This is a genomic window from Clostridium sp. chh4-2 (genome assembly GCF_002899675.1).
GTDB lineage: Bacteria > Bacillota > Clostridia > Lachnospirales > Lachnospiraceae > CHH4-2.
Map to the genome: position 1 here is coordinate 230,615 of NZ_PKUU01000007.1, position 24,285 is coordinate 254,899.

23 protein-coding genes and 2 tRNA genes are annotated in these 24,285 nt (G+C 46.5%); 4 read left to right on the forward strand and 21 right to left on the reverse strand.

All coding sequences use genetic code 11. The annotated features are described in order from the left end of the window. Positions 1 to 12 precede the first annotated feature (12 nt). On the reverse strand, positions 13 to 1,686 hold the full coding sequence (locus C0033_RS09885) for a methyl-accepting chemotaxis protein (protein ID WP_103227695.1): 1,674 nt from the start codon (positions 1,684 to 1,686) through the stop codon (positions 13 to 15). A gap of 141 nt (positions 1,687 to 1,827) precedes the next feature. Beyond that, positions 1,828 to 2,724 (reverse strand): LysR family transcriptional regulator, encoded by an 897-nt coding sequence (locus C0033_RS09890; protein ID WP_103227696.1) that lies wholly within the window; start codon positions 2,722 to 2,724, stop codon positions 1,828 to 1,830. A 134-nt stretch (positions 2,725 to 2,858) separates the two neighbouring features. Between C0033_RS09890 and C0033_RS09895 the strand changes: the two genes are divergently transcribed. Continuing rightward, positions 2,859 to 4,190 carry an MATE family efflux transporter gene (locus C0033_RS09895; protein ID WP_103227697.1) on the forward strand — a complete coding sequence of 444 codons (1,332 nt, stop codon included), beginning with the start codon at positions 2,859 to 2,861 and terminating at the stop codon, positions 4,188 to 4,190. Between the two features lie 10 nt (positions 4,191 to 4,200). Here the strand turns inward: C0033_RS09895 and C0033_RS09900 are convergent, their stop codons facing one another. Continuing rightward, positions 4,201 to 5,772 carry a diguanylate cyclase gene (locus C0033_RS09900; RefSeq protein ID WP_180994664.1) on the reverse strand — a complete coding sequence of 524 codons (1,572 nt, stop codon included), beginning with the start codon at positions 5,770 to 5,772 and terminating at the stop codon, positions 4,201 to 4,203. A 326-nt stretch (positions 5,773 to 6,098) separates the two neighbouring features. Here C0033_RS09900 and asrA point away from each other — a divergent pair, with 326 nt between their 5' ends. From asrA to asrC, 3 genes are read left to right on the forward strand one after another with little or no spacing between them, the layout of a single operon-like run. Further along, positions 6,099 to 7,124 carry an anaerobic sulfite reductase subunit AsrA gene (gene asrA, locus C0033_RS09905; RefSeq protein WP_103227699.1) on the forward strand — a complete coding sequence of 342 codons (1,026 nt, stop codon included), beginning with the start codon at positions 6,099 to 6,101 and terminating at the stop codon, positions 7,122 to 7,124. Positions 7,125 to 7,149: 25 nt separating this feature from the next. After that, positions 7,150 to 7,941, forward strand: a complete 792-nt coding sequence (asrB, locus tag C0033_RS09910) for an anaerobic sulfite reductase subunit AsrB (RefSeq protein WP_103227726.1) — start codon at positions 7,150 to 7,152, stop codon at positions 7,939 to 7,941. Positions 7,942 to 7,959: 18 nt separating this feature from the next. Continuing rightward, positions 7,960 to 8,997 (forward strand): sulfite reductase subunit C, encoded by a 1,038-nt coding sequence (asrC, locus tag C0033_RS09915; RefSeq protein WP_103227700.1) that lies wholly within the window; start codon positions 7,960 to 7,962, stop codon positions 8,995 to 8,997. 99 nt (positions 8,998 to 9,096) lie between these two features. On the opposite strand, the gene C0033_RS09920 is transcribed toward asrC, so the two are convergent. From C0033_RS09920 to C0033_RS10005, 18 genes are all read right to left on the reverse strand, one after another. After that, a tRNA-Leu gene (locus C0033_RS09920) sits at positions 9,097 to 9,182 on the reverse strand. A 23-nt stretch (positions 9,183 to 9,205) separates the two neighbouring features. Then, positions 9,206 to 9,287: transfer RNA gene (locus tag C0033_RS09925), tRNA-Tyr, on the reverse strand. A gap of 151 nt (positions 9,288 to 9,438) precedes the next feature. After that, positions 9,439 to 10,725 carry a TRAP transporter large permease gene (locus C0033_RS09930; RefSeq protein WP_103227701.1) on the reverse strand — a complete coding sequence of 429 codons (1,287 nt, stop codon included), beginning with the start codon at positions 10,723 to 10,725 and terminating at the stop codon, positions 9,439 to 9,441. A gap of 7 nt (positions 10,726 to 10,732) precedes the next feature. Then, a complete protein-coding gene (locus C0033_RS09935) occupies positions 10,733 to 11,218 on the reverse strand; it encodes a TRAP transporter small permease (RefSeq protein WP_103227702.1) in 486 nt (161 codons plus the stop codon). A gap of 39 nt (positions 11,219 to 11,257) precedes the next feature. After that, positions 11,258 to 12,361 carry a C4-dicarboxylate TRAP transporter substrate-binding protein gene (locus C0033_RS09940; RefSeq protein ID WP_103227703.1) on the reverse strand — a complete coding sequence of 368 codons (1,104 nt, stop codon included), beginning with the start codon at positions 12,359 to 12,361 and terminating at the stop codon, positions 11,258 to 11,260. A gap of 4 nt (positions 12,362 to 12,365) precedes the next feature. After that, positions 12,366 to 13,259, reverse strand: a complete 894-nt coding sequence (locus C0033_RS09945) for an alpha/beta hydrolase (protein ID WP_103227704.1) — start codon at positions 13,257 to 13,259, stop codon at positions 12,366 to 12,368. 162 nt (positions 13,260 to 13,421) lie between these two features. Next, positions 13,422 to 14,081, reverse strand: coding sequence for a GntR family transcriptional regulator (locus C0033_RS09950; protein ID WP_103227705.1), 660 nt, complete (start codon positions 14,079 to 14,081; stop codon positions 13,422 to 13,424). Positions 14,082 to 14,185: 104 nt separating this feature from the next. Beyond that, on the reverse strand, positions 14,186 to 16,255 hold the full coding sequence (locus C0033_RS09955) for a glycoside hydrolase family 13 protein (protein ID WP_103227706.1): 2,070 nt from the start codon (positions 16,253 to 16,255) through the stop codon (positions 14,186 to 14,188). Positions 16,256 to 16,652: 397 nt separating this feature from the next. Continuing rightward, positions 16,653 to 18,419, reverse strand: coding sequence for an ATP-dependent zinc metalloprotease FtsH (ftsH, locus tag C0033_RS09960; protein WP_347501086.1), 1,767 nt, complete (start codon positions 18,417 to 18,419; stop codon positions 16,653 to 16,655). A gap of 47 nt (positions 18,420 to 18,466) precedes the next feature. Next, a complete protein-coding gene (hpt, locus tag C0033_RS09965) occupies positions 18,467 to 18,991 on the reverse strand; it encodes a hypoxanthine phosphoribosyltransferase (protein WP_103227708.1) in 525 nt (174 codons plus the stop codon). Beyond that, positions 18,984 to 20,339: a tRNA lysidine(34) synthetase TilS gene (gene tilS, locus C0033_RS09970; RefSeq protein ID WP_103227709.1), complete on the reverse strand. Its 1,356-nt coding sequence runs from the start codon at positions 20,337 to 20,339 to the stop codon at positions 18,984 to 18,986. Before tilS ends, hpt begins: the two co-directional genes overlap by 8 nt. 70 nt (positions 20,340 to 20,409) lie before the next feature. Further along, a complete protein-coding gene (locus tag C0033_RS09975; RefSeq protein WP_347501081.1) occupies positions 20,410 to 21,825 on the reverse strand; it encodes a SpoIIE family protein phosphatase in 1,416 nt (471 codons plus the stop codon). A 106-nt stretch (positions 21,826 to 21,931) separates the two neighbouring features. After that, positions 21,932 to 22,249, reverse strand: a complete 318-nt coding sequence (locus C0033_RS09980; protein WP_103227710.1) for a septum formation initiator family protein — start codon at positions 22,247 to 22,249, stop codon at positions 21,932 to 21,934. Between the two features lies 1 nt (position 22,250). Next, on the reverse strand, positions 22,251 to 22,637 hold the full coding sequence (gene yabQ, locus C0033_RS09985) for a spore cortex biosynthesis protein YabQ (RefSeq protein WP_103227711.1): 387 nt from the start codon (positions 22,635 to 22,637) through the stop codon (positions 22,251 to 22,253). 14 nt (positions 22,638 to 22,651) lie between these two features. Further along, positions 22,652 to 22,936 (reverse strand): sporulation protein YabP, encoded by a 285-nt coding sequence (gene yabP, locus C0033_RS09990; RefSeq protein ID WP_103227712.1) that lies wholly within the window; start codon positions 22,934 to 22,936, stop codon positions 22,652 to 22,654. Positions 22,937 to 23,003: 67 nt separating this feature from the next. Next, positions 23,004 to 23,243: an RNA-binding S4 domain-containing protein gene (locus C0033_RS09995; RefSeq protein WP_103227713.1), complete on the reverse strand. Its 240-nt coding sequence runs from the start codon at positions 23,241 to 23,243 to the stop codon at positions 23,004 to 23,006. A 3-nt stretch (positions 23,244 to 23,246) separates the two neighbouring features. Next, positions 23,247 to 23,522, reverse strand: coding sequence for an HU family DNA-binding protein (locus C0033_RS10000; protein ID WP_103227714.1), 276 nt, complete (start codon positions 23,520 to 23,522; stop codon positions 23,247 to 23,249). 101 nt (positions 23,523 to 23,623) lie between these two features. Further along, positions 23,624 to 24,004 (reverse strand): MazG family protein, encoded by a 381-nt coding sequence (locus C0033_RS10005; RefSeq protein WP_103227715.1) that lies wholly within the window; start codon positions 24,002 to 24,004, stop codon positions 23,624 to 23,626. Positions 24,005 to 24,285: the final 281 nt, after the last annotated feature.

A 24,285-nucleotide genomic window follows, 5' to 3' on the forward strand; every position in this document is an offset into this window, starting at 1 on the left:
ACCGGTCAATCCCTATTTTTTCAGTCTCACATGGCTAACGTATTCTTTCAGAGTCTCTGCCAGTCCGAACAGTTCTTCGCTTGTAGCTGCGCTTTCTTCTGCGGCAGCTGAAGTGGTCTGCACGACATCAGAAATCTGGTTGACGCTCTCTGAAATCTGGCTGATCACTTCAAACTGCCTGTTTATGTCCGCAGACAGCTGATCCATATGTTCTGTGGCAACCTCAGCTTTTTTCACCACTTCCAAAAGATTATCGGCCGTATCAGATGCCAGTTTCATCCCTTTTTCTACCGACGCAACAGCTGTTTCAATCAGGACGCCGGTGCTTTTCACCGCCCCGGAAGACTTATTGGCGAGATTACGGACTTCATCTGCCACAACGGCAAATCCTTTGCCTGCGCCGCCGGCCCGGGCCGCTTCTACAGATGCATTTAAAGCCAGAATATTGGTCTGGAATGCGATTTCCTCAATGGTCTTAATCACCTTTTTGATCTCGGCCGTGGAATTGTTCATCTCTTTCATGGCTCCCAGCATCTCCTGCATTTTCCTGTTGCTGGCATATATTTCATTTCCCGCCTTCATGGCAATCTCTTTATTTCTGTCTGCGCTTTCCGCATTGGCCTTCATCTGCTCTGTAATCTGGTTTATTGCCACGGCAAGCTCTTCCACGGATGCAGCCTGTTCCGTCGCTCCCCGGCTCAGTACCTGGGCTCCTGAGGATACCAGGCGGGAATGGGTTGAGACTTCTTCCGATGCGCTGATGATCTGTTTCATCGTGGCATTTAAACTGTCGGTAATGCCTGTAAGAGATTCCTTAATGACCTTAAAATCGCCGATATAATCCGACGTGATCTCTGCCGTCAAATCACCCGTTGACAGCGTGTTTAAGACCGCTGCCGTCCCCTGCATATAATTTTTCACCAATTCCATGCTGTTTCCGATGGTTTCCGCAAAAATTCCGATCTCGTCCGATGTTTGAATATCCATAAGCAGTTCATTTTGGGATATCCGTTCCAGCTGTCCCTCATCGATATTCTTTGAAAACTCCGTCAGCCGGGTCATCGGTTTTGATACGGCCATTTCCACATAATGTTTCAGCACAGCCAGGCCGCAGACCAGAAAAAGGATGCCCACAATACAGACGGTAACAATGGCCCGGTACAGCTGTCTTGTAGCAGTATCCATAGAAATCCCGGAAAAAATAGCTCCGATAATCCGTCCGTCTCCGTCTCGAAACGGCACATAAGAGCACAAGTGAGGAACTCCTAAAATATCGGCCGCCCCTATATAGGATTCGCCGTTTTCCAGAACCTTCTTTGCTATCTCCGGTGAAAGTTCCGAACCCACTATCCGTTTTCCGTCTTTAATGATCGTCGTACTGACGCGGATATTTCCCTCAAAAATCGTGAATTCACATCCAACCATATTCTTTAGCTGATCAAGAAGCCGGGTCTGATCAGAGGCCAGATCCTCTGCAGATATGGAGGACGCAAGAAGGTTCGTTCCTACCGCACAGTCATTTTTCAGCATGTCCAGCGTCAATTTGCGAAATATGCTGATGCAGATCGCCAATATGGAAATTATGCAGACAATGAGCATAATTCCGACTAATAAATTAATTTTTGTACCAATTTTTTTGATCCTGATCTTCACGTTCAATCCGGTTTCATCCTCCAGTAAGCACATTTTCACCCCATCCGTCCCAATAACTGCGCTCCAAACGGACAGCCGGAATTAAAGGGACAATCAGTTGAAGTATACCACAGATACCAGAAGATATCTATTATAACCGGAGGAAATATCACGCCGGCGGCAGCCGCTTTTCCTCTATAAAATCTGTATATAATCCAGCTCGTTTATTTTCTCCTTCAGGCACTTTAAAAATGCCTCCGTAAGCAGCGGTTTCCTCTCTTTTCCCAACAAATAATAGATAATTCTGGGAGGCGGACCATCTTTCAGCTCAAACACATTTAACCCAAGCCGTCTGCCGATGGCATGCCCCACCGAAGCCGGCGCCACCGCCCATACATCTTCCCTCTGAAGAAATCCCTCCAGCAAAGACATCTGGTCCAAAAATACGTTCGGCTGGGCGGCGGGCTGAAACCAATAATCGTGCCAGATATCATATTCCGGATTCCAGGGCAGGCGCACCTCCTTATGAGGGTCCAGCTCCGCAGGAGAGATTACAGGAACATCCAATCCGGCGAAGACCGGACATTTTTTCAGACAGACCATGGGCTCCCGAAACAAAGGAATGGTCTCGACATGCCTGGAAAACATGTCATCGGATATAATCGCAAGATCCACCTCTCCCTTTTCCACATAATCATAGGCCTCCAGCGAATGATAATTGTGAAACATCAGGCTGACGCCGGGATTTTCGTTCATAAAATCGGGAAATATCTCCGGCAGCAGATAGGTGCTGACGCTGCCCACCGAAGAAAGATGAAACGTATGGTTCCGATTCAGGTCAGGCAGGTTCTTAGCCTCCTTCCAAAGTCTTTGAAACTGTTCGGCGACCGCAATAAACGCCCTTCCTTCCCCTGTCAGTTCCACAGTGCGGATTCCTTTGCTTCTTTTTATAAGACAATACCCCAATTCCTTTTCAAGCGCGCTCAGATGGCGGCTTAACGCCGGCTGCGTCACATACAGCTTTTCCGCGGCCAGACTGATGCTTCCGTATTTCACTATGGCAAGAAATGCCCCTGTCTCTGCTAATGTCATGCCTTATCACCTCAAAATATGTCTATTCAGTTATATTATATCGTTTAAATAAGCATTATACAACAAACCGTCTCCGTGATATATTCCTAATTGAAATAATACCGTACAATATGAGTATACAGGAGAAACACAGAATGAAAAATCAGGATCTGACATCAGGCAATATAAAAACACAATTATTCACTCTCGCCCTTCCGCTGTTGGCAGGCAGCATTCTGCAGCAGCTTTACAATACCGCGGATACCGTTATTCTGGGCAGATATGCGGGTATGGAAGCATTTGGCGCCGTGGGCGTGGCAGGTACGGTTATGAACCTCTTCATCTTCATTCTCAGCGGTTCCTGCACCGGAATGACCGTACTTTTTGCCCAATTTTACGGCAGGAAAGCTATGGATCAATTTCGTATGGAATCATTTCTCACCCTTATATTCGGAGGAGGGCTAACTGTAGTGTTCAGCTTGTCTGCGGTGATGATGACAGAGCCTCTGCTCCGTCTGATTCATACGCCCGCATCTGTTTTTCCATATGCAAAAAGCTATTTGATGATCATATTTTCAGGACTTATCATCACCTATCTGTACAACCTGTTTTCCTCAATATTAAGGGCCGCAGGTAATACAAAAGCCGCCTTCCTGTTTCTGGCGGCGGCGATTATCACTAATATCGTATTGGATCTTCTGTTTGTTGCAAAAGCAAGGATGGGCACAGCCGGCGCAGCTTTAGCAACCGTGCTGGCGCAGCTGCTTTCCGTTCTGCTCTGCATCATCTACACGAAAAGGCGTTATCCGGAACTGCTGTTTACCGGAAAAGACATGCATTTTGACAGGGCAATGGCTAAGAAGACCTTATCATTCAGCTTTGCCGCTGCTCTCCATCAATCCAGCCTTTATATCGGAAAACTTCTGATTCAGGGAACGGTTAATACCTTGGGAACCGAAGCGGTCTACGGCTATACGGCAGCCACGCGGATCGAAGGCTTTGCCAACTCCTTTGGAGACAGCCAAAGCCAGGCGCTGTCCGTATTCACTGCCCAAAACTGGGGTGCCGGGAAAAAAGACCGGGTGCGGCTGGGCATAAAACACGGATTTCTTCTGCTCGCCGCCATGGGATTAGCATTGAGTCTGCTCATGTATACTAAAGCAGTTCCCCTGACCGCGCTGCTCACCGGCGATGGACACAGCCAGGCCATCACAGCCGGTTCCGGCTATCTGAGGGCCATCTCTGCATTCTACATTCTCTGTTTTATTGGAAATGTATTCGTCGGTTATTTCCGCGGCATCGGGCTGGTAAAAGTCCCGGTGACCGGCGCCGCCCTGCATATCTCCATACGGGTTCTGCTCTCCTGCCTGCTTGCGCCTGAGTTGGGGCTGACCGCCGTCTCACTGGCTACAGGAGCGGGATGGGCGGCTGTCGTTCTATTCTTCCTCGCCCTGTTCTTCCGCTCCAAATGCCATAGTGAGACCTGAAATCAGCTCATCACTCTTGTTCTCTTTGATAGACGCATACCCTGGCCCGTCCGCCCTCCTTGGCGGCATACAAGGCGGAATCACTGTTGCGGATCAGCTCGTCGATATCCAGCTTATTCCCTTCCGCCTGAGCGATTCCTATGCTGGCGGAAAGATCTTTCCAGCAAGGAGATTTTGTAAATTCCTCTCTCATCCGGTCCAAAAGCCGCTCAGACTTAACCGCCAGCTCTCCGATATCCCGTTTCCCGCAAATGGCAATCAAAAACTCATCTCCGCCGATGCGGGCGATAAATTCTTCCGGAAAACATTCCTGCATCAGACGGGCCGTCATAATAAGAGCCTCATCTCCGGCCTGATGTCCAAAATTATCATTAACACTCTTAAAACGATCCAAGTCCAGATACAAAAGAGAAAACATCTCCCCTGACCGGTTCTTGCTCAAAAAGCGGTACAGACTCCGTCTGTTGTTCACTCCCGTAAGGAAATCCGTATTGGAATTGCGCAGAATCTGCTGTTCCATAGCCCGCTCCATCGTAATATCCCTGTAAATGCAGATTCTTCCTATCTCATTCTGAAACACATCATAAATCGGCTCTTCATGCAGTTCCAAAAGCCGCTCCATATCGTCCTTATCACAGTGAATCTTAACTTCAGGATAGCCTTCCCACTCGTCTCTTCCTTTATCTCCCAAAGCCCGGTAAGACCAGGCTTCATAATTCTTCCCGATAATGTCTTTGCCGGATACATTAAAGTACTCCTCGAACTTGCCGTTGGCATTGATCACATTACCGTCTTTATTCCATACCAGAATCCCAAAGGGCATACTGCGCAGGATGATCTCCATCTCGGCGCCCTTATTCTGCAAATCCGTGATATCATGTCCGATTCCAACAGTTCCCCAGATACTTCCGTCTTCTCCAAACAAAGGAGCTTTATAAGTGTTGAACTGCCGCATGCCATGCTGGCTTTTAACCGCTTCGGAAGACTGGCATTTTTTGTGATGGGTTAAGACGTATTCATCCGTCTCTTTGCAGACGAACTGCCCCCGCTCAAACTCTTCCCGGGAAACATCCCAGATATAACAGTGATCCTTGCCTGTCACGTCCTGCTTCTCTTTTCCCACGATATCGCAGAACACGTCATTTACCTTTACATGAAGACCTTCAAGGTTTTTAATCCACACCATATCGGGAATGCAGTCCAACAGGGTATCCATGCAGTTTTCTGTAAAATTATATTCTTTTTCCAACCAAATATATTCCAAAATCCGTTTGAAGCGAAGGGCGGTCAGGCGCTCATTCAATGGCTTTGTCCAAATATCGAAGGCATTATTCAATAAACCCGGCTCCATCTGCTCCAATCCGTCATTTTCCGTACATATAATAAACCTTCCATCATATATTTCATCTGAAGGGGGGGAGTCCATGATAATAAGATCCGCCTTAGCTGATTTAAGTTCATCTGCGGATGCGGCCGTAACAATGACGCTGTCAGCCCCTTCCGGAGAAGGCACTTTGCTTAAAAGCTCTTCTAAAACTTTTGACTCACTGATAATAACCGTATTGAGTATATAGCGATTCATACTTCCCCTCCAAACTGCGCCCCGAAACAACATTTACTTAGTATTAACTATACTACAATGAGGGGGGATCGTCTATATTTTAAATGGGACTTGGGAGTGTTTTTTCGTAAAAAAACTATATTTTACGAGGATTTAGCCAACGTAAATTTTTATAGTGGAAAATAGTCGAAAATGGCTTGTAAATACAGGCCGAAAATGGCTTTGAGAAAAATATAACGATAATTTATTTTTATCAATTGATTATTTCTTATTATTATACTTTATTATTATTTTCTGATATACTGGAAATATATGTCAAGTCAACAACAAAAGGAGGATAAGGGTCAATGGGTTACAAAGTAAGCTATGAACAGGCGGACGGGATCTTTAAAAAGCTCAGTGAAACATATGAAATCTGGGCTCCCAAACGTCTTGAGGGGAAGGGCAGATATTCTCAGACCGATATGATTCGATACGAAAAAATTTGCCGCGCGGACGAGATTGAATACAAGGAAAAATCAGATTTTCCGGCGAAAGAGGTGCTCAGCCCAATTACGCAGTCGTTATTCTATTTTACAGAAGACGAATTCATCGAAAGCAAGGCTGCAAACAAGAAACTCCTGATCTTCATGCGCCCCTGCGACATTCACGCCCAGCATCACCAGGAACGGATTTATATGGGCAACGGCGGATTTGAAGATATGTATTATAAGAGAATGAACGAAAAAGTTAAGATTGTCATGATGGAATGCACAACAGGATGGGATACCTGTTTCTGCGTCAGCATGGGCACAAACCGTGCGGAGGATTATGCCGCAGCTGTCCGCTTCGGGGATCAGGATCTGATGTTCGATATCACTGATGAAGAACTGGTTCCGTATTTTGACGGCCTGGAAGAAAACAGCTTTAAACCGGATTACATAGAAAAGAATGAAATTTCCCTTACCGTTCCTGAGATCCGTGACAAAGAAGTCCTGACAAAATTAAAAGAGCATCCGATGTGGCAGGAATATAATAAGCGCTGCATTTCCTGCGGAGCCTGTACGGTTGCATGCAGCACCTGCACCTGCTTCACCACCACGGATATCATTTACAATGAAAATGCCAATGTGGGCGAGCGCAAGCGCACAACTGCTTCCTGCCAGGTGGAAGGATTTTCCGATATGGCCGGCGGCATGAGCTTCCGCAACACTGCCGGAGACCGCATGCGTTACAAAGTGCTCCACAAATTCCATGATTACAAGGCCCGCTTCAAAGATTTCCATATGTGTGTCGGATGTGGGCGCTGTATCGACCGCTGTCCGGAGTTCATCTCAATCGTTGCCACAGTGAACAAGATGGCAAAAGCGATTGATGAAATCACAGCAGAATAATTTTGGAAAAGAGGTGGAGAAAGAGATGAATAATATCATAAAACCGGTTGCATGCAGGATTATGGATGTAAAACAGGAAAGCCTGCACGAATATACATTTAAAGTGGAAACCGATATCAAGCCGGAACACGGCCAGTTTTTACAGCTTTCCATCCCCAAGGTGGGCGAAGCTCCGATCTCAGTCAGCGCTTTCGGCGACGGCTGGATGGATTTCACCATCCGCTCCGTTGGAAAGGTGACCGATGAAATATTTGCAAAAAAGGCTGGAGACACCCTGTTTTTACGCGGCGCATACGGCAAAGGATGGCCGATCGACCAGTTTAAGGGCAAACACGTTGTTTTAATCACCGGCGGAACAGGGCTCGCACCTGTTAAGAGCATGCTGAACATGTTTTACGATCAGCCTGATTTCGTTAAAAGCGTGCATCTGATCTGCGGTTTCAAAAATGAGGACGGAATCATTTTCAAAAATGATCTGGAACGCTGGAAGGAAAAATTCACCACAATTTACGCTCTGGACCGCGATCAAAAGGAAGGCTGGAGCACAGGCTTTGTAACAGAGTTCGTGGACAAAGTTCCTTTTGACAGTTTTGACGGAGATTATGCGGTTATTATCGTGGGCCCTCCGCCTATGATGAAGTTCACCGGACTGAAAGCAGTGGAGTGCGGCGTGCCGGAAGAAAAGATCTGGGTATCTTTCGAACGGAAGATGTCCTGCGCAGTCGGCAAATGCGGACACTGCCGTATTGACGAAGTATATGTATGCCTGGACGGACCTGTATTTAACTACACCCAGGCCAAATATCTGGTGGATTAAGAAAGGGGCGGAACGGTTATGAATTACGATATTGATATTAAAAAAGTGCGGATCAACTGCTTCAGACAGTCCAAAGTCAAAGGTGAGTTCATGCTTCAGATGCGTGTACCCGGCGCATTGATTCAGGCAAAACATCTGAGCATGGTTCAGGAAATCTGTGAACGCTGGGGCAACGGAACGTTCCATATAGGAACAAGACAAACTCTGGATGTTCCCGGAGTTAAATACGAATATATTGAAGAAGTTAATAAATTCATCAAAGACTACATTCAAGAAGTGGATGTGGAGATGTGCAATGTGGACATGGATGTAGATGACTACGGTTATCCCACCATCGGAGCCCGTAATATAATGAGCTGTATCGGAAATGCCCACTGCATCAAGGGCAACGCCAACACCTACCAGCTGGCGCGCAAGATCGAGCGGATTATATTCCCATCCCATTATCACATCAAAGTGGCGGTTGCCGGTTGTCCTAACGACTGCGTTAAAGCTAATTTCAACGACTTTGGCCTGATGGGCATCAACAAACAGGACTATGATATTGACCGCTGTATCGGCTGCGGCTCCTGCGTAGAAGCCTGCCAGCATCATGCCACCGGAGTTTTAAGCCTGAATAAAAACGGCAAGATTGACAAAGATGCCTGCTGCTGCGTCGGCTGCGGCGAATGTTCTCTGATCTGCCCTACCGGAGCATGGACCAGAAACACCAAACAGCTGTACCGTGTAACCTTAGGCGGACGTACCGGCAAACAGAATCCAAGAGCCGGCAAGCTGTTCATGAACTGGGTAACAGAAGACGTAGTCCTCGCCATGTTCGCCAACTGGCAGAAATTCTCCGCATGGGTTCTGGACTATAAACCGGAATACCTCCACGGCGGCCATCTGATCGACAGAGCCGGATATAAAGAGTTTAAGAAACATATCTTAGACGGCGTTGTGCTGAATCCTGAAGCTAAGGTTGCGGACGATATCTTCTGGGCTGAGAATGAGCAGAGAGGCAATATGCATGTTATGCCGATTTCACAGCATAAGGGAGCTGGCCCTCAGAATTAGTTTGTTGGGTAAGTATAAACTATTGGGTTGAATATACGCCAGAAACAAGGCGGTTGAATATAAAAAAGGATACTCCCGAATGGGAATATCCTTTTTTTATGCCGGCGACCGGAATCGAACCGGTACGGGCGATTAGGCCCGCAGGATTTTAAGTCCTGTGCGTCTGCCAGTTCCGCCACGCCGGCAAGCAGTCAGTATACAATTTTAATGGGCGGAGGTGGATTCGAACCACCGAAGCGAAACGCAGCAGATTTACAGTCTGTCCCCTTTGGCCACTCGGGAATCCACCCATATTGCTCTGACAAGCAATGATTATATTATCACAGCGGTTTTAAAAAATCAAGTATTTTTTAGCAGAGTTTTAAAGTAGATCTTCAAGGCATTTTCAAAAAAGCCTTGAAGATCTACTTTAAAAAGCCTGAAGGATCTGCTTTAAAAAACTCAATATAAAAGCCCAACCAGCCCGGTTGAAACAACCGGCACAAAAGTAATAATCAGCAAGCAGATAACCAAAAGAGCATAAAATGGCACAGCCTCTTTAATAAAGTCTTTCGTCTTACATTTCGTGATACCGCAGGTGACAAACATCAGCGTCCCCATCGGCGGTGACAATGCGCCGATCGCGCTGTTAAAAATATAAATCATCGCAAATTGTATTTCATTCACCCCATATGCGGCCGCCACAGGCGCCAGCAGCGGAACCAGGACAATCATAGACGCAGTTCCTTCGATAAACATCCCAATAATAAGCAGAAATACATTTACAAACAGTAAAAAGAGAATCTTATTATTGATCGTCGCTACCATCCATCCGGTCAGAGCCTGGGGAATCTTTTCTTTGGTCAATATCCAGGAATATACGGATGCCGCGCCCACAATCAGCATGATGGTGCATGTGGTAATGCAGGTTTCTTTAATACTTCCGATAAAATCATTGACCGACATTTCCCGGTAAACCAGGCCTAAAATTAATGCATAGATAAGTGCCACCGCTCCGGCTTCAGAGGCGGTAAATGCGCCGATCCTGATTCCTCCTATGATAACAACAGGAAGCATAAGGGGCAGAATTGCCGGCTTCGTGGAAGCCCATATCTCTTTTTTATTCATCCTGTGGTTCCGTATAGGCTTATATCCCCTTTTTCTGGACATTACAGATACAAGCACCATCAAAGCGACACAGAGCAGGACGCCGACGCCTATACCTGCCACAAACAATTTTCCAATTGATACCTGGGCAATGCAGCCGTATAGAATCATGGCAATTCCCGGAGGAATCAGGGGAGTGATAATCGCAGATGACGCGGTTAAAACGCTGGAAAACTCTTTTGAATATCCTTTTTTCTCCATCTCCGGAACAAGTAGCTTGGCCTCCATGGCCGCATCCGCAATATTGGACCCCGACAGTCCTCCCATTAAGGTTGAAAGAAGCACATTCACCTGCGCCAGACCGCCGTTCATCTTCCCGGTGACGATCTCGCAAAAATCCATTATTCTTCTTGTTACCCCTGTACAGTTCATCAACGCCCCGGCGGCGGCAAAAAACGGTACGGCTAAAAATGTTGTGCTCTCGCCGGAAGAGATCATTCTTTGGGCAAAGATAATGTCATTGACATTGGGATTTGCAATGAAATAAACGGCTGCTCCCCCTAATATGGAGACGAATACAGGTACCTTTAAAAACAGCAGCACCAGCATCACAACAGCGGAAATTATAATAACCTGATTCAACGATCTCTCACCCCTTTCCCTTAACCAGTTCTTTCACTTCGTAACTTATGTAGCTTATAATCATTAACGCACACGACAGAGGCGCTACAAAATAGACAGCCGAATACGGAATTCTGAGCACCGGCGTTAAGCGCCCGTTTCTAATAAAAAGCATGAAATACCCTATGCACTGTTTAAAAAGATAAGACAGCACGAATAAAACAACAATTCTGATGAACCAATTAACCGCTTTCTGTCCTGCCAGAGGAAGCGCGTCCACCACCATTTCTATGGCAATATGGGAGCCATTGCGGAATGCCGCGCCGGCCGACAGAAAGCCAATCCATACCATGCACATCAATTGAACCTCTTCCAGCCATGTAAACGGCTTTCCCACGATATAACGGAATATCACCCCTAAAAATGTAATCACAATTAAGATAATCATGATAATTGACGATACATACACATCAAGATTCAGGAAAATATCTTTCCAACACGTTTTTCCTTTCATATAGCCTCCTGTTTTATCCTTCCGGGCCATCAAAATTTATTATTTCCCCATAGCTTTCATAACGGTATCATACAGACCTTCCGACCATCCGTAGCTGGCTGCATTATCATAAAAACTCTGGGACATCTCTATCAGTTTTTGTTTGTCTTCCGCCGATACTTCCGTAAAAGTAACTCCCATCTCATTGGTCAGTTTGTCCACGTATTCCTGCTCAGTCGTATCCTGTTGTTCATTATTATAAACGCCCGCCTCTTCTGCGGTGGAGACTAACAATTCCTGCTGTTCGCCTGTAAGTTCATCGAAAAAGCTGCTGCCGCATACCCAGATGGCAAAATTGTAAATATGGGCGTCCTTGTACACGTATTTTGCCGGTTCCGCCCACTGCATTGTATAAAATGCAGAGGTCACATTTTCCAGGCCATCGATTGTTTTCGTCTGCAAAGCCTGATAAACCTCACTTGCAGCCATCGGTGTAGCCGTGGCTTTAATGGCGTTGATGGATTCGATCTGAACCTGATTATTGGGCACCCTTATCTTCATGCCCTTTAAGTCTTCCGGGTGCTCTATCGGCGATACGGTGAGCAGGTGGCGTTCTCCCAGCTTCCAGTTGGACGCAACGATCTTCAGACCATTTTCCTGCAGCAGCTGATCCTGTCCTTTGTACCAGTCGCTTTCCTGAAGCTTCCAGCATTCGTCCCAGCTGTTAAATACATAAGGGCCAAACACGATTCCCAAATCAGAAGCCCCATACTCAGACAAAAATGCCCCGTCTGCAATGGTTATCACTTTTTCACCCAACAGCATGGTGTCAATTAAATCGTTTTTGCTGCCCAGCTGGCTGTCCGGATACAGTTCCAGCACAATGCTTCCGCCGCTTTTCTCCTCTATTAATTCCTTCCATTTTTCCACCGCCTGAGCCATGGGATCGCTCATACTGTTTTCAAATCCCACGCTGATTACCACTGCATCTTTTGAGACTTCCTCTCCCTGAGCGGCTTTTTCTGCGCTTTCCTGCATTGAACCATCCGCAGATGTCTCCTTGGCGGTTGTCTGATTCCCGGCCTCTTTTGCAGAGCTTTGGCAGCCTGCAAGGCTTGCTGCGGTTAATATAGCTGCTGTCAATACTGCCCATCTTTTTTTCATACGTTTATTCCCCTTTTCTTATATTGTTTCTTCTTTGGCTGTTCCTGTTAATAAACTCAAATATTTTATCCGTATTTTCTTTTGTCCTGAATTTGGAATCGGCGTGTTTTGCACCGTCTACAATTTCGAAATAATCCTGTTCTCTTTTTGCATCCGACAATGCCTTTTTTATGGCATACCCATGTTCCAAAGGAACAATGCCGTCCGCATTCCCATACTGTAAAAACAAAGGCGGCCCATCCAGTTTTACATAGCTGCGGGGATCTGCTTTTTTTGCTAAATCCATATTATTATGTACGGCAGTTCCCAAAAGCTTTGCTTCCGGCGAATCCGGTGAGCGGGTATCTCCCAACGACAAATCAACCGGACCGTACAATGCGACTGCTGCAGCCACTTTAGAAGAATACTGCGGATTTCCGAAACTAAGATCCACCAATTCATCATCACCTGACAGCGCCGTAAGCATTGACAGATGAGCGCCGGCAGAAAGTCCCCATAGCACAATTCTCTCCGCATCCAGATTATAGTTCTCTGCATTCGCCCTGAGGAAGCGTATCGCTGCCTTTAATTCGTATACCTGAAGAGGAAACTGACCATGTCCCGATAAGGTATAATCCACGGAAGCTACCGCATATCCCATCCCCAAACCATTTAACACAGGTTCCATCCGTTCTGAGCTTCTGCTCCCATAAAACCATCCTCCGCCATGAACATCCATAATTACCGGAAATGGCCCGTTTCCTTTCTCCGGAAAATAAAGATCCATTAATTCATACTCTGTTTTTTTCGCATATGGAACATTTAACACCTTATTTTTCAATTGCGGGCGCTCTTTCGAGTCTGCAACTTCAGGATCTTGAAATTCCGGATCCTGATAAATGATACGATTCTTTTCCATTACACCCTCCCTCTAAATGATTTGCCCCATTCTTGAATGTATGTTGTGCACAACTTGTATGCAAGATGGGCTATAAAAAATAGGGTCTCATCAACCTGCTTGCTAATAAAATAGCACAATTTAAATAATCTGTCAACATTAGTTTTGTGCACTTTCACAGTCTCATTTCCACTGTAGATTTTTCATCATCAGTTCAATTCCCTCATTTCTGGATTTCACAAGATGTTTTGCCAGCATATCGGCTGCTTTCTCATATTCTTTTTTCAAAATACAGTTGATAATATTGATATGCTCCTTCTGGGATTCAAAAAAACGCTCTTCACGGTTTCCTGCAACCAGTGTGCCCATCCTGTAATTCTGGTCATAAACATTTTTAACCAGGTTCGTAATGAAGGCATTTTTGCACACTCCCAGCAGATAGACATGCAGCCTTTCCGATGTATCCATATCATACTGAAGCACATTCTCCTGTTTATTATTCACCAGTTCTTCACATAACTTCTTGATCTCCTCCAGTGTTTCAGCCGCCATCTCGCTGCCGTACTCTCTGATCACATACGGTTCCAGAAGGATGCGCACCTCATAGATGTTGTAGATCATTCCAGTGGTCAGCTCACTAACCCAGATTCCCCTTTTAGGCACGATCTTAACCAGATCTTCCTGCTCTAACCGGTTTAAGGCCTCCCGGATCGGCGTCCGGCTGCTCCCTATCTCTTTCATCAGCTCGTTTTCTGACAAAACAGCTCCCGGCAAGTATTCACATTCGATAATTTTCTTCTTTATCGTCGTGTATGCCTTCTCTTTTAATGTCCCCTGTTCCATTCTACCACTCCTTTTTCCTTTTATGTGTCTATATAAAATCTACAGTTATAAGTTTTTCAACTTATAACTGCAGATTCATTTTATCTCTACTGTACACAACGGCATCATCGTTTCTCATTCCCAGTCATCAAAAGCACCCCTGAATTTCCCTCCATATCCAGGCTGACCATACCGTTCTTTACCTTGACTTCCAACCGGCCCACATTATATCCGTCTTCTGTCGTCGCCATCGCCCTTACCATGGTCATCTCATCCGTTACGCCGATCTCCCAAACAGGAATCTCCACAGACCGCTCCGACGCGCTGTTGTTGATAACCACCACGCATTTCTCACGCCTGTGAAAGCGTCCATAGGCAATTAACTGCCTATCGGCGATTAATTCCTTTACGGACCCCTTTTTGAGCGCCATACTGCTTTTGTGAATGGCGATCATGTAACGGTGAAATTCAATCAGTTCAAAGTTTTCTTCTCCCCACGGATAAGTCCTGCGGTTATCCGGGTCCGTCCAGCCGCAAACTCCGGCTTCGTCGCCATAGTACAAGGTCGGCGCGCCCGGCCAGGTCATCTGGATCAGCACGGCCTCGCGGAACACTCCGTAATTGATCCCAACGGAAGCCGCCTCCGGCCCCGCCGTTCCGATCCGGCCAACCTTTCGGTTGGTTCGCGTTAAAAATCTGGAATGGTCGTGATTAGAAAGCTCATTCATCGCCACCTGAAGAGACGGCGTCTGCATCCGGCTCATGTGGTAATTCATGGACCGGAAAAAGCTCTGTCCGTCCCCGAACAGACTTCCGTTATATTCATCGCTGTGTTTCTCCATACCCGTTAAAAACCAGGTAACTGGTTCCATAAAGGCGTCGTAATTCATCACAGTATCCCACTGATCCCCCTGGAGCCAGCTGCTCGGATCGCCGTAGTGCTCCGCCAGAATGATCGCATTGGGATTGGCCTCTTTTACCGTATTCCTGAAATCCCGCCAAAACTGGTGGTTGGTCTCTCCGGTATGCCCAAGATCGGCCGCCACATCCAGACGCCATCCGTCCACATTAAAGGGAGGAGACACCCATTTTTTAGCGATCTTCATAATATATTCATAGAGCTTCGGCGATTCCTCGTAATTCAGCTTAGGAAGGGTGCTGTGCCCCCACCAGCCGTCGTAATTCCCGTTATAAGGCCATGCTTCTTCGTTATAAAATTTAAAAAACGTGTGAAACGGGCTGTCCTTAGAGATATAGGCTCCCGGTTCATAGCTGCCCTGGCGCTCGTAGATCCGTTCCCGGTCCAGCCATTTATTAAATGATCCGCAGTGGTTGAACACGCCGTCGATAATCACCTTCATGCCCCGTTTATGGATCTCTTCCACAAAACGTGCAAAAAAGTCGTTGCTGGCCTCCAGATTCTCTTTGTCTGCCGAACGGATCATATATTTTGTCGCCTTATCATTGCCGGCGGCATTTTCTTCCACAAGTTCTCCGCCGTCTTTCACGATAACGCCGTAGTGCGGATCTATATAATCATAATCCTGACAATCGTACTTATGATTAGACGGAGACACGAAAATCGGGTTAAAATAGATCACCTCAACGCCAAGATACTGCAGATAGTCCAGTTTATCCCATACTCCCTGCAAATCGCCGCCGTAAAAGCATCCCACATCCATGGAAGATGGGTTTTTCTTCCAGTCGTCCACGTGAAAAACAGGTCTGCCGATATAGATATACTCGCAGCTCTGCACATCGTTGGAAGAATCCCCCCGGTTGAAGCGGTCCACAAATATCTGATACATGACCGCGCCCTTTGCCCACTCGGGTGTATGAAATCCCGGCGTGATCCGGAAGCAGAAGCAGCTCTTAATATCCGCAGTCGCTCCCAGACGGTTATAGTAGCAGATCTCCATCCCTTTCATAACCTGAAAGAAATAGTTTTTTGGTACACTCCCGGCGTCAATCCATGTCTGGTAATAATCAAACATCTCATCCGAGTCGTATTTTATCATCTCTGTCTCAATGTAGTTATCCGGTTCTATATAACATACACGGTCCGCATCATTCCTGGCCGTCCTGAAGCGCAGTCGGACTAACTGCCCCTCTTCCGGCTCCGGCGGTATCCGGTAATCTTCTGTTTCATCACAAAACAATGCTCTTCTATTGATAGAATTCCTATGATCATCCATAAAGCAAGCCCTTCTTCATTATCTATTTCCCCACCCTTTCATTTTAAATGATTAAATTAGAATATACAACTGAAATATCGATTAGTTTTCATTCAACGCTCAAACGGTGTTCCTGTTCGGATCTTTCCCCTGAACACAAACGCGTATACAGCCGCTGATATAGAAATTAAAAGAGCCAGCGGGGTAGCTGGCTCTTCTAGGAGAAGGTATTTCGTTTCTTATGGGGTGTAGCAAAAACTATATAATGTATTGGGGGGGTTTACGTTAATTATAATAACATAAGTGCCGGAATAAGTGTGCACAAACATCAGGAAATTACATAATATTTTTTATGCACTTTCACGTAGCATTTTTTCATGTAATAATATTTCATGATGCTATTTCGCTAAAAAACAAGCTAAAATAAGGCTTCAAACTCTTCCTGGCCGATTTTTTCCTTTTCAATCAACAGCTGACTGCAGGAATGCAGTACATTCTCATGATCTAAAATCATCTGTTTTGCCTTTTGATAACATTCATCAATAATGCTCTTCACTTCACTGTCAATGGCGGTGGCAACGCCCTCCCCATAACTTCTGGTGTGAGCCAGATCGCGGCCGATAAAGACTTCATCCTCGTCTCCGCCGTAATCCACCATGCCGATCTTATCGGACATACCATATTTGGTAACCATGGCACGGGCGATGGATGTCGCCTGTTTGATATCCTGGGATGCGCCTGTTGTGACGTCCTTAAAGATGATTTCCTCCGCAATACGGCCGCCTAAGGATACCATAATGTTCTGAAGCATCTTTCCCTTGGTGTTGAACATCTCATCTTTTTCAGGAAGAGGCATGGTATAACCTGCCGCCCCCACTCCGGTAGGAATGATGGAGATGGTATGAACCGGTCCTACGTCGGGAAGGAGATGGAATAAGATCGCATGGCCCGCTTCGTGATAAGCGGTAATCCGTTTTTCCTTTTCGGAAATCACCTTGCTCTTCTTTTCCGCACCGATGCCGACTTTTATAAATGCCCGGTCAATATCCGCCTGGCGGATAAACTTACGGTCTTCTCTGGCCGCCATAATAGCGGCTTCATTCATCAGGTTTTCCAGATCGGCTCCTGTAAATCCGGCAGTTGTCCGTGCCACTCTCTCCAGGTCCACGTCTTCACCCAACGGTTTTTCCCTGGTGTGAACTCCAAGGATCTCTTCTCTGCCTCTCACGTCCGGTCTTCCCACCATAACCTTGCGGTCAAAACGGCCCGGTCTTAATATAGCAGGATCCAGAATATCCACACGGTTTGTGGCTGCCATCACGATAATTCCTTCATTAACGCCAAAACCATCCATCTCAACAAGCAGCTGATTTAACGTCTGTTCTCTCTCGTCGTGGCCGCCGCCCATACCGGTACCTCTCCGGCGGGCAACCGCATCGATCTCATCGATAAAAACAATACAGGGAGCGTTCTTTTTCGCTTCCTCAAACAAGTCTCTTACACGGGATGCGCCGACGCCGACGAACATCTCCACAAAGTCAGAACCGGAAATGCTGAAAAACGGCACTCCGGCCTCACCCGCCACGGCCTTTGCAAGCAGGGTCTTACCCGTTCCGGGAGGGCCTACAAGCAGCATTCCTTTTGGAATACGGGCGCCTAACGCAGTATATTTCTGCGGACTTTTCAAAAAGTCCACCAATTCTTCCAAATCTTCTTTTTCTTCCTTCAGGCCTGCTACCTTCTGGAAATTGATCTTGCTGTCCCGGCTCATTCTGGCGCGGCTCTTGCCGAAATTCATCATCTTGGCATTAGTTCCGCCGCCTGCCGCCCTGGCGTTCATCATCATGATAATTACGATCAGAACGACGGCCGAGATGACGATGGGAACCACAACGCTGAGCAGATAGTTCTCCTGGGGAACGTTGTCAAATGAAAATGCGATGTCATTCTCCGTCAGAAGGCCCTTAACTTCTATTACGTCAGGCACATAAATCTTGCTTACGGTACCGTCTTTTAAATACAGCTCTACCTCACCGGTAGGCGTCTCTTTATTCTGTTTAATCAGCGCGGAATCAATACTGCCTGAATCCACGGCATTTAAAAACTGCTGGTATGTGATTCTTTCTGATGCGGACTGCCTGGGAAATGTGGTCGCCAGCACGACCAGCATAATCATCAGGGCCATAAATCCCAGTCCTCTAAAAGGTTGTTGTTGTTTCAACTCCTGCCTCCTTACTGCTCCACTACCCCAATATAAGGTAAGTTCCTATATTTTTGATCAAAATCAAGACCATAGCCAACTACGAATTCATCCGGAATCGTGAAGCAGGTATAGTCCACCTGAACCTGTTTTTTCACTCTTCTCTCCGGTTTATCAAGCAATGTACAAAGCTTAATATCCCTCGGATTTCTCTGTTTTAATACTTCAATCAGATATGCCAAAGTTCTTCCGGAATCGATGATGTCTTCAACGATCAGCACATCTTTTCCTTCTAGCGGCTCATCTAAATCTTTAATAATTCTCACAACTCCGCTGGACGCAGTCCCTGAACCATAGCTGGACACGGACATAAAGTCAAGGGATACCGGCACGGTAATTCTCTTTGCCAGTTCGCAGGTGAAAAATACTCCGCCCTTTAAAATACAGATTAAATGAATCTGTCTTCCTTCATAGTCTTTGCTGATCTGAGCAGCAATCTCGTTGATCCTTACGTTTACTTCCTCTTCTGATAACAAAACTCTTATTTTGTCAGCCACTTCTTTTTCCTCCGTCTAATTGTACCTGTAATACATTCTTTGTATCATCCGTTACTTTATAATATTCACTAATCCGATATCCGATAATCCAGATAATATGTTTTCCATCTGCCAGCAGCGGAATGCGGTCCCGCTCTACCCTGGGAATCTTTTCATCAATCATGAATGCCTTAACCGTCTTTCGGCCTCCCGGTATGGTGATAAAGTCTCCGGTCTCGCGTACCCGGACAGATACCGTACCCTTAATTTTATCATAGTCGAACCATTTCGTATACCGGTTTTTGGGAATTTCCGCTGATTTTTCATAAGGAAATACCGTTAAAACGGGCTTTGGCAGACATTCTGAAAGCTGTTTATCCACAAGATGATCCTTTTTTCTCATCTCTATCCACAAATTCTGATAATCTCTGTGTGCACAAAGTCCGTAAGGCAGATCTGTCCTGGCTCCGGTCCCCTTTAAAATCAGTTCCTGAACCTGCTCAATGTGCCTGGATGTAATATCCTTTCCCGAACTGGTCACCATGCGGATCATCTGCATGATAACATAGGTCTGGATGATGGACGGCTGGTTTTCCAGTGCGAATACCGGGATTCCCGCCTTTTTTTCTCCCGACACCCCGTTCTCAGAAAAGAGTTTTCCCGCCTGCCGGGTCAGATATTCATCCGCCTGGGACACCAGTTTTCCGGCATGGTCAATATTTTCCGGCGCCCTGGGATTAATCAGCTCTCCTATCATGGGAATAATCTGGTTTCTCAATTTATTTCTCGTGTAATCATCCTCCAGATTGGTGGAATCCGTACAATATCCGATCTTCTGCTCTTTTAAGTAGCTAAGAATCTCTTCTCTTCCAAAACAAAGGAGCGGCCTCACGATCCGGCCTCTAACCGGCGCAATTCCGCCAATTCCTTTCAATCCGCTTCCCCGGAACAGGTTATGAAGAATGGTTTCCACATTATCATCCCTGTGGTGTGCAACCGCAATTACAGCCGCGCCTAACCGCTCTGCTTCCCGGCCGAACTCGCTGTAGCGGATCTCCCGCCCCGCTTCTTCCAAGGACATTCCATGTTCCTTTGCATATTGGTCCGCGTGGGCGTAAATCACCCGGCAGGGAACCTGTAAACGGCGGCACAGTTCTTCCACATAAGCCGCGTCCCTGTCCGCCTCTTCTCCCCGCAGGCCATGATGTACGTGTAGCGCGGACACCTCAATGCCCAGCTTCTCCCTGTTCACCGCCAGCAGATGTAAAAGGCACACAGAATCAGCGCCGCCCGATACTGCGGCGACGACCTGTTCTCCCTCCCGGAACATATGATATTGTTCACTGAATTCCAGAAATCTCTTTTGCATGATGTCACCCTTCTAAAGCTTTCCGCCTTCTTCCTAATAATATACTAGTATTCTGCCATACTTGCAAATATTATTTTCGTTTCCAGATTCCGGCGGCCAGCACGGTCATATCATCCCGGGCCGCATTAGAAAAAGAACATGCGAACCTAAGTATCCGTTCTGCCATGTCCTGCGGCGTCTTCCTGGGCATGCTGTCCAGGTATTCTTTTAATACCAGCTCCTTGTCCTCTCCGGGAAGCGCGTCCAGCACCCCGTCGCTGACCATAATGATCCGGTCGTCATCCCACAGCTTTCGGGACAGCAGAAGGGGTTCCACGGTATTTAGCACCCCCATGGGCACATCTCCCGCTTCCAGTATCTCCACTCCGCTTTCACACATCACGTAGGTTGCGGACGCGCCCAGCTTCATCGCCTCCAAAACCCCTGTATGAAGATCCACCAGACACAGATCCAGCGTGGCAGGATGCTGTTCCGATCCCGACAGCAAAAGCACCGTATTCACCAGTTTCAGCGCCGACCGGCAGGAAAATCCGGTGCCCAGAAGCTGCTCCGTAAGTTCGATTACCCTCTGGCTTTCCCCCGACGCGGTCCGGCCGCTTCCCATTCCGTCTGAAATACTCATCAGCACCTGGCCCGGAACGTGTTCCCCATATGTATAATTATCACCCGATACGATCTCTCCCCGTTTTGACGCCCTGGCGACGCCATACAGCATCCGGTATGAGCCTTCTTCGATAAACCGGACCGTTGCAAACTGCCGGGTTATGATATTCTTGCTGTCCTTTGCCACATCCCATTCCGTACCGCCCATAGCCTGTCCCAGCAGGCCCGCCGCTTCTTTGGATGTCAGGCACCGGCCATTGGTGGTCTTTACCGTCAGATAGGCTTCCCGCCTCTTGTTCTCATATTCCAGCACAAGCAGATTTTCCACCGCCATATGATGCCTTCGGAATATCCTCCTGATACCGTCCGCCCTTGTGGAAGTGATGTCCACCGCTTCTTCCATCTGGTGTGAAAATTCCTCCAGAATCATTGCCAGCTCCCGAAACTGAACCACCACCGCGTCCCGGCTCTCCAAAAAACGGTTCTTCCAGCTGAGATTCATCGTGGCCTTTCCCAGATTCCGGTTCAACTGACCCAGATAATCGTTCTTTTTCTTGCACATCTCCTGGAAAAGCCTGGGCATGTCCCCATGTTCCACCATACCCTTTTGTTCAAATGCCCGCAGCAGGTAGTACAGATAATAGCTGTCCTCTTTTTCGCTGTCCGAATAGATATTGCATTTGTTGCAGCTGCCGCAGACCACGGCCGCCGCCGTCTGCATGGCGGCCACTCCGTCTTCTCTTGTCAGCTTCTGCCCGTCATTTATTTCATCGGCAAAGGACTTCGCCAGTTCCTCTAAAGAACCGGCCATATCATTTAAACGCCTCGCCGTATATATATTTACATCAGCCATATCTTTATGTACGCATCTTCGTTTTAACACAAAAAAACCTCCTCACCTGTATATACTGAATCATATTATATACAGGCAGGAGGGAAATATATGTCAAATCAAGGCTGCTTCCATACAAAATCTTTCGACATTCCTTTTATCCTTTGGGCTTTAAGATCACTTCGTCCGGGTTAACCAGTCCAAGTTTTTCCTTGGCCACTTCTTCGATATACTTTTTCGTCTCAACGTAGATCCGCCGTTCTTCCAGCTCACTGGCGCGGGCTTTTTCTTTTTCTTTCTGGGCCTGAAGATTCTCTTCTCTAATCATGTACTCCAGATCTTTATCCTGTAAAGTGGCGCCCTTAATACTTACCACCACTGCCATACTTAATATGACACCCGTGATTCCGATCAGGGCAAGACGATTGCCCAATCTCTCTTTTTTACGCCTCTTTGTCCGACTTGAAGTTCCCATTTTAATCACCAGCTTTGTCCGTTCGCTGTTTTTTATGTCTACTTAGTTTCATTTTAAAATATTTCAGCTTGTTTTGCAACATATTATAACCATTTTCCAATATTTTCAAGAAAAAACGGCTGATGAGACGGTCATAAGCGATCATTCCCACCAATGCAGCCGCAACCACGTATCCCCGAATCCCTCCATCATTTAGACGGTAGAGCAGAGTATAGGTGACCAAAGCCGCATAAATCCAATAAATCATGTCCTCAATCCCGATCCATACGAAATGATGGGGAATGAAAATTCTGAGCACCCGGAGTACGTCATAGCTGAGCATCAGCCCGGCTCCAGTGATAAGTCCCATAATCTGAAACTGAAGTTCAAATTGGATATTTCCGCTCACGTTCCATCACCGCCTTACTTAAACAGCCGGACCACCCAGGACTCGGCCGACTTGTGGAATGCTTCGTTGGAGGTGTACACCAGGCTGTCAATGGTTCCATCCACATCCGCTTCCCCTTTTTCCACAGTAAGGCGGCTCACATGCAGATCTTTTCCCTTAATTGTCAAAAGACCCATATCCGTATCGAGAACAACCTGATTTTCGTTAAAAGAAACCACATCCCGAATCCCCGTTATGCTGCTGGAGGACCGGTTTTCCATTATCACCTTGTGAGGGCGGATGTCCATCTTTTCCTGCATACAAAAACCTCCTAATATATTTAACTCATTGGTTAAATATATTAAGAGGTTTGATAATTTATGACTATTATAAATATCGGTAAAGTTCTTTTGCCTCGTCCTTTTTCACGGTTTCCTGTACATCCAATACTTCAACTTTAACTGATTTCGTTCCAAACTGAATCTCAATGATGTCCCCTGTCTTTACATTCAGGGAGGCTTTGGCCGGTTTGTCGTTGACTAACACCCTGCCTGCATCGCAGGCTTCATTAGCCACGGTCCGCCTCTTTATCAGGCGTGATACTTTGAGGAATTTATCTAATCTCATAAATTATTCGTTAACTTTATCCTTTAATGCTTTACCAGCTTTGAATTTTGGAGATTTTGATGCAGGAATGTTCATAACTTCGCCGCTCTTAGGATTTCTTCCTTCTCTTGCAGCTCTTTCGGATACTTCGAAAGTACCAAAACCAACTAACTGGATTTTCTCGCCTTTTACTAATTCTTCAGCAACAACATCTGTAAATGCCTTTAATGCTTCTTCAGCATCTTTCTTGCTAAGATTTGCTTTTGCTGCGATGGCTGCGATTAATTCTGTCTTGTTCATTTAAATTTTCCTCCTAGAATTGTCTATGGTAGACGATTAGATCACTACTCAATTTTATTTGTACTATACTCTATCATTTATAGCCTCTAATCATTGATTTGTCAAGGTTTTTTGGCTTTTTCCTGCTTTTTTATCTCGTTCCATAAAGCGAGGCTTTCTTCGGGAGAACTGGCCTTTTTATCGCCAAAAACATGGGGATGGCGGCGGATCATTTTTTCACAGATTCCGTTCACAACATCGTCTACCGTAAAGTCTCCGTTTTCCATGGCGATCTGGCTATGCATCATCACCTGCAGGAGCACGTCCCCCAGTTCCTCACATAAATTTTCTTTATCGTGATTGTCAATGGCGTCCAGCACCTCCTGGCTCTCTTCCACCAGACACTTTTTCAGGCTTTCATGCGTCTGCTCTTTGTCCCACGGGCATCCATGGTCTGAACGAAGCTCTTCAATAATATGTTCCAAATCCTCAAATGTATACATGAACGGTACCTCCTTTTGAAAATATTATAGCTCACGCACACCAAAATCACAAGCAAACGCTATCGTCAATTGTTATTTAATGGCGAGAGTACACACGGAAGCGGGATGCAGAATCGGGAGACAAAGGTCTGAGGGGCCGTCCGGGCCGGGGGAAGAAAGATACAGCCAAATGGGATTCGGGATTCGCCCCTAAGAGCTACTAAGGCCCGTAAGGACAGAACGAGGCAGGCCAGCGCCATTCGCAGTGAACTCTTGATGACTTCGCTGCTCAGCGGCGCTTT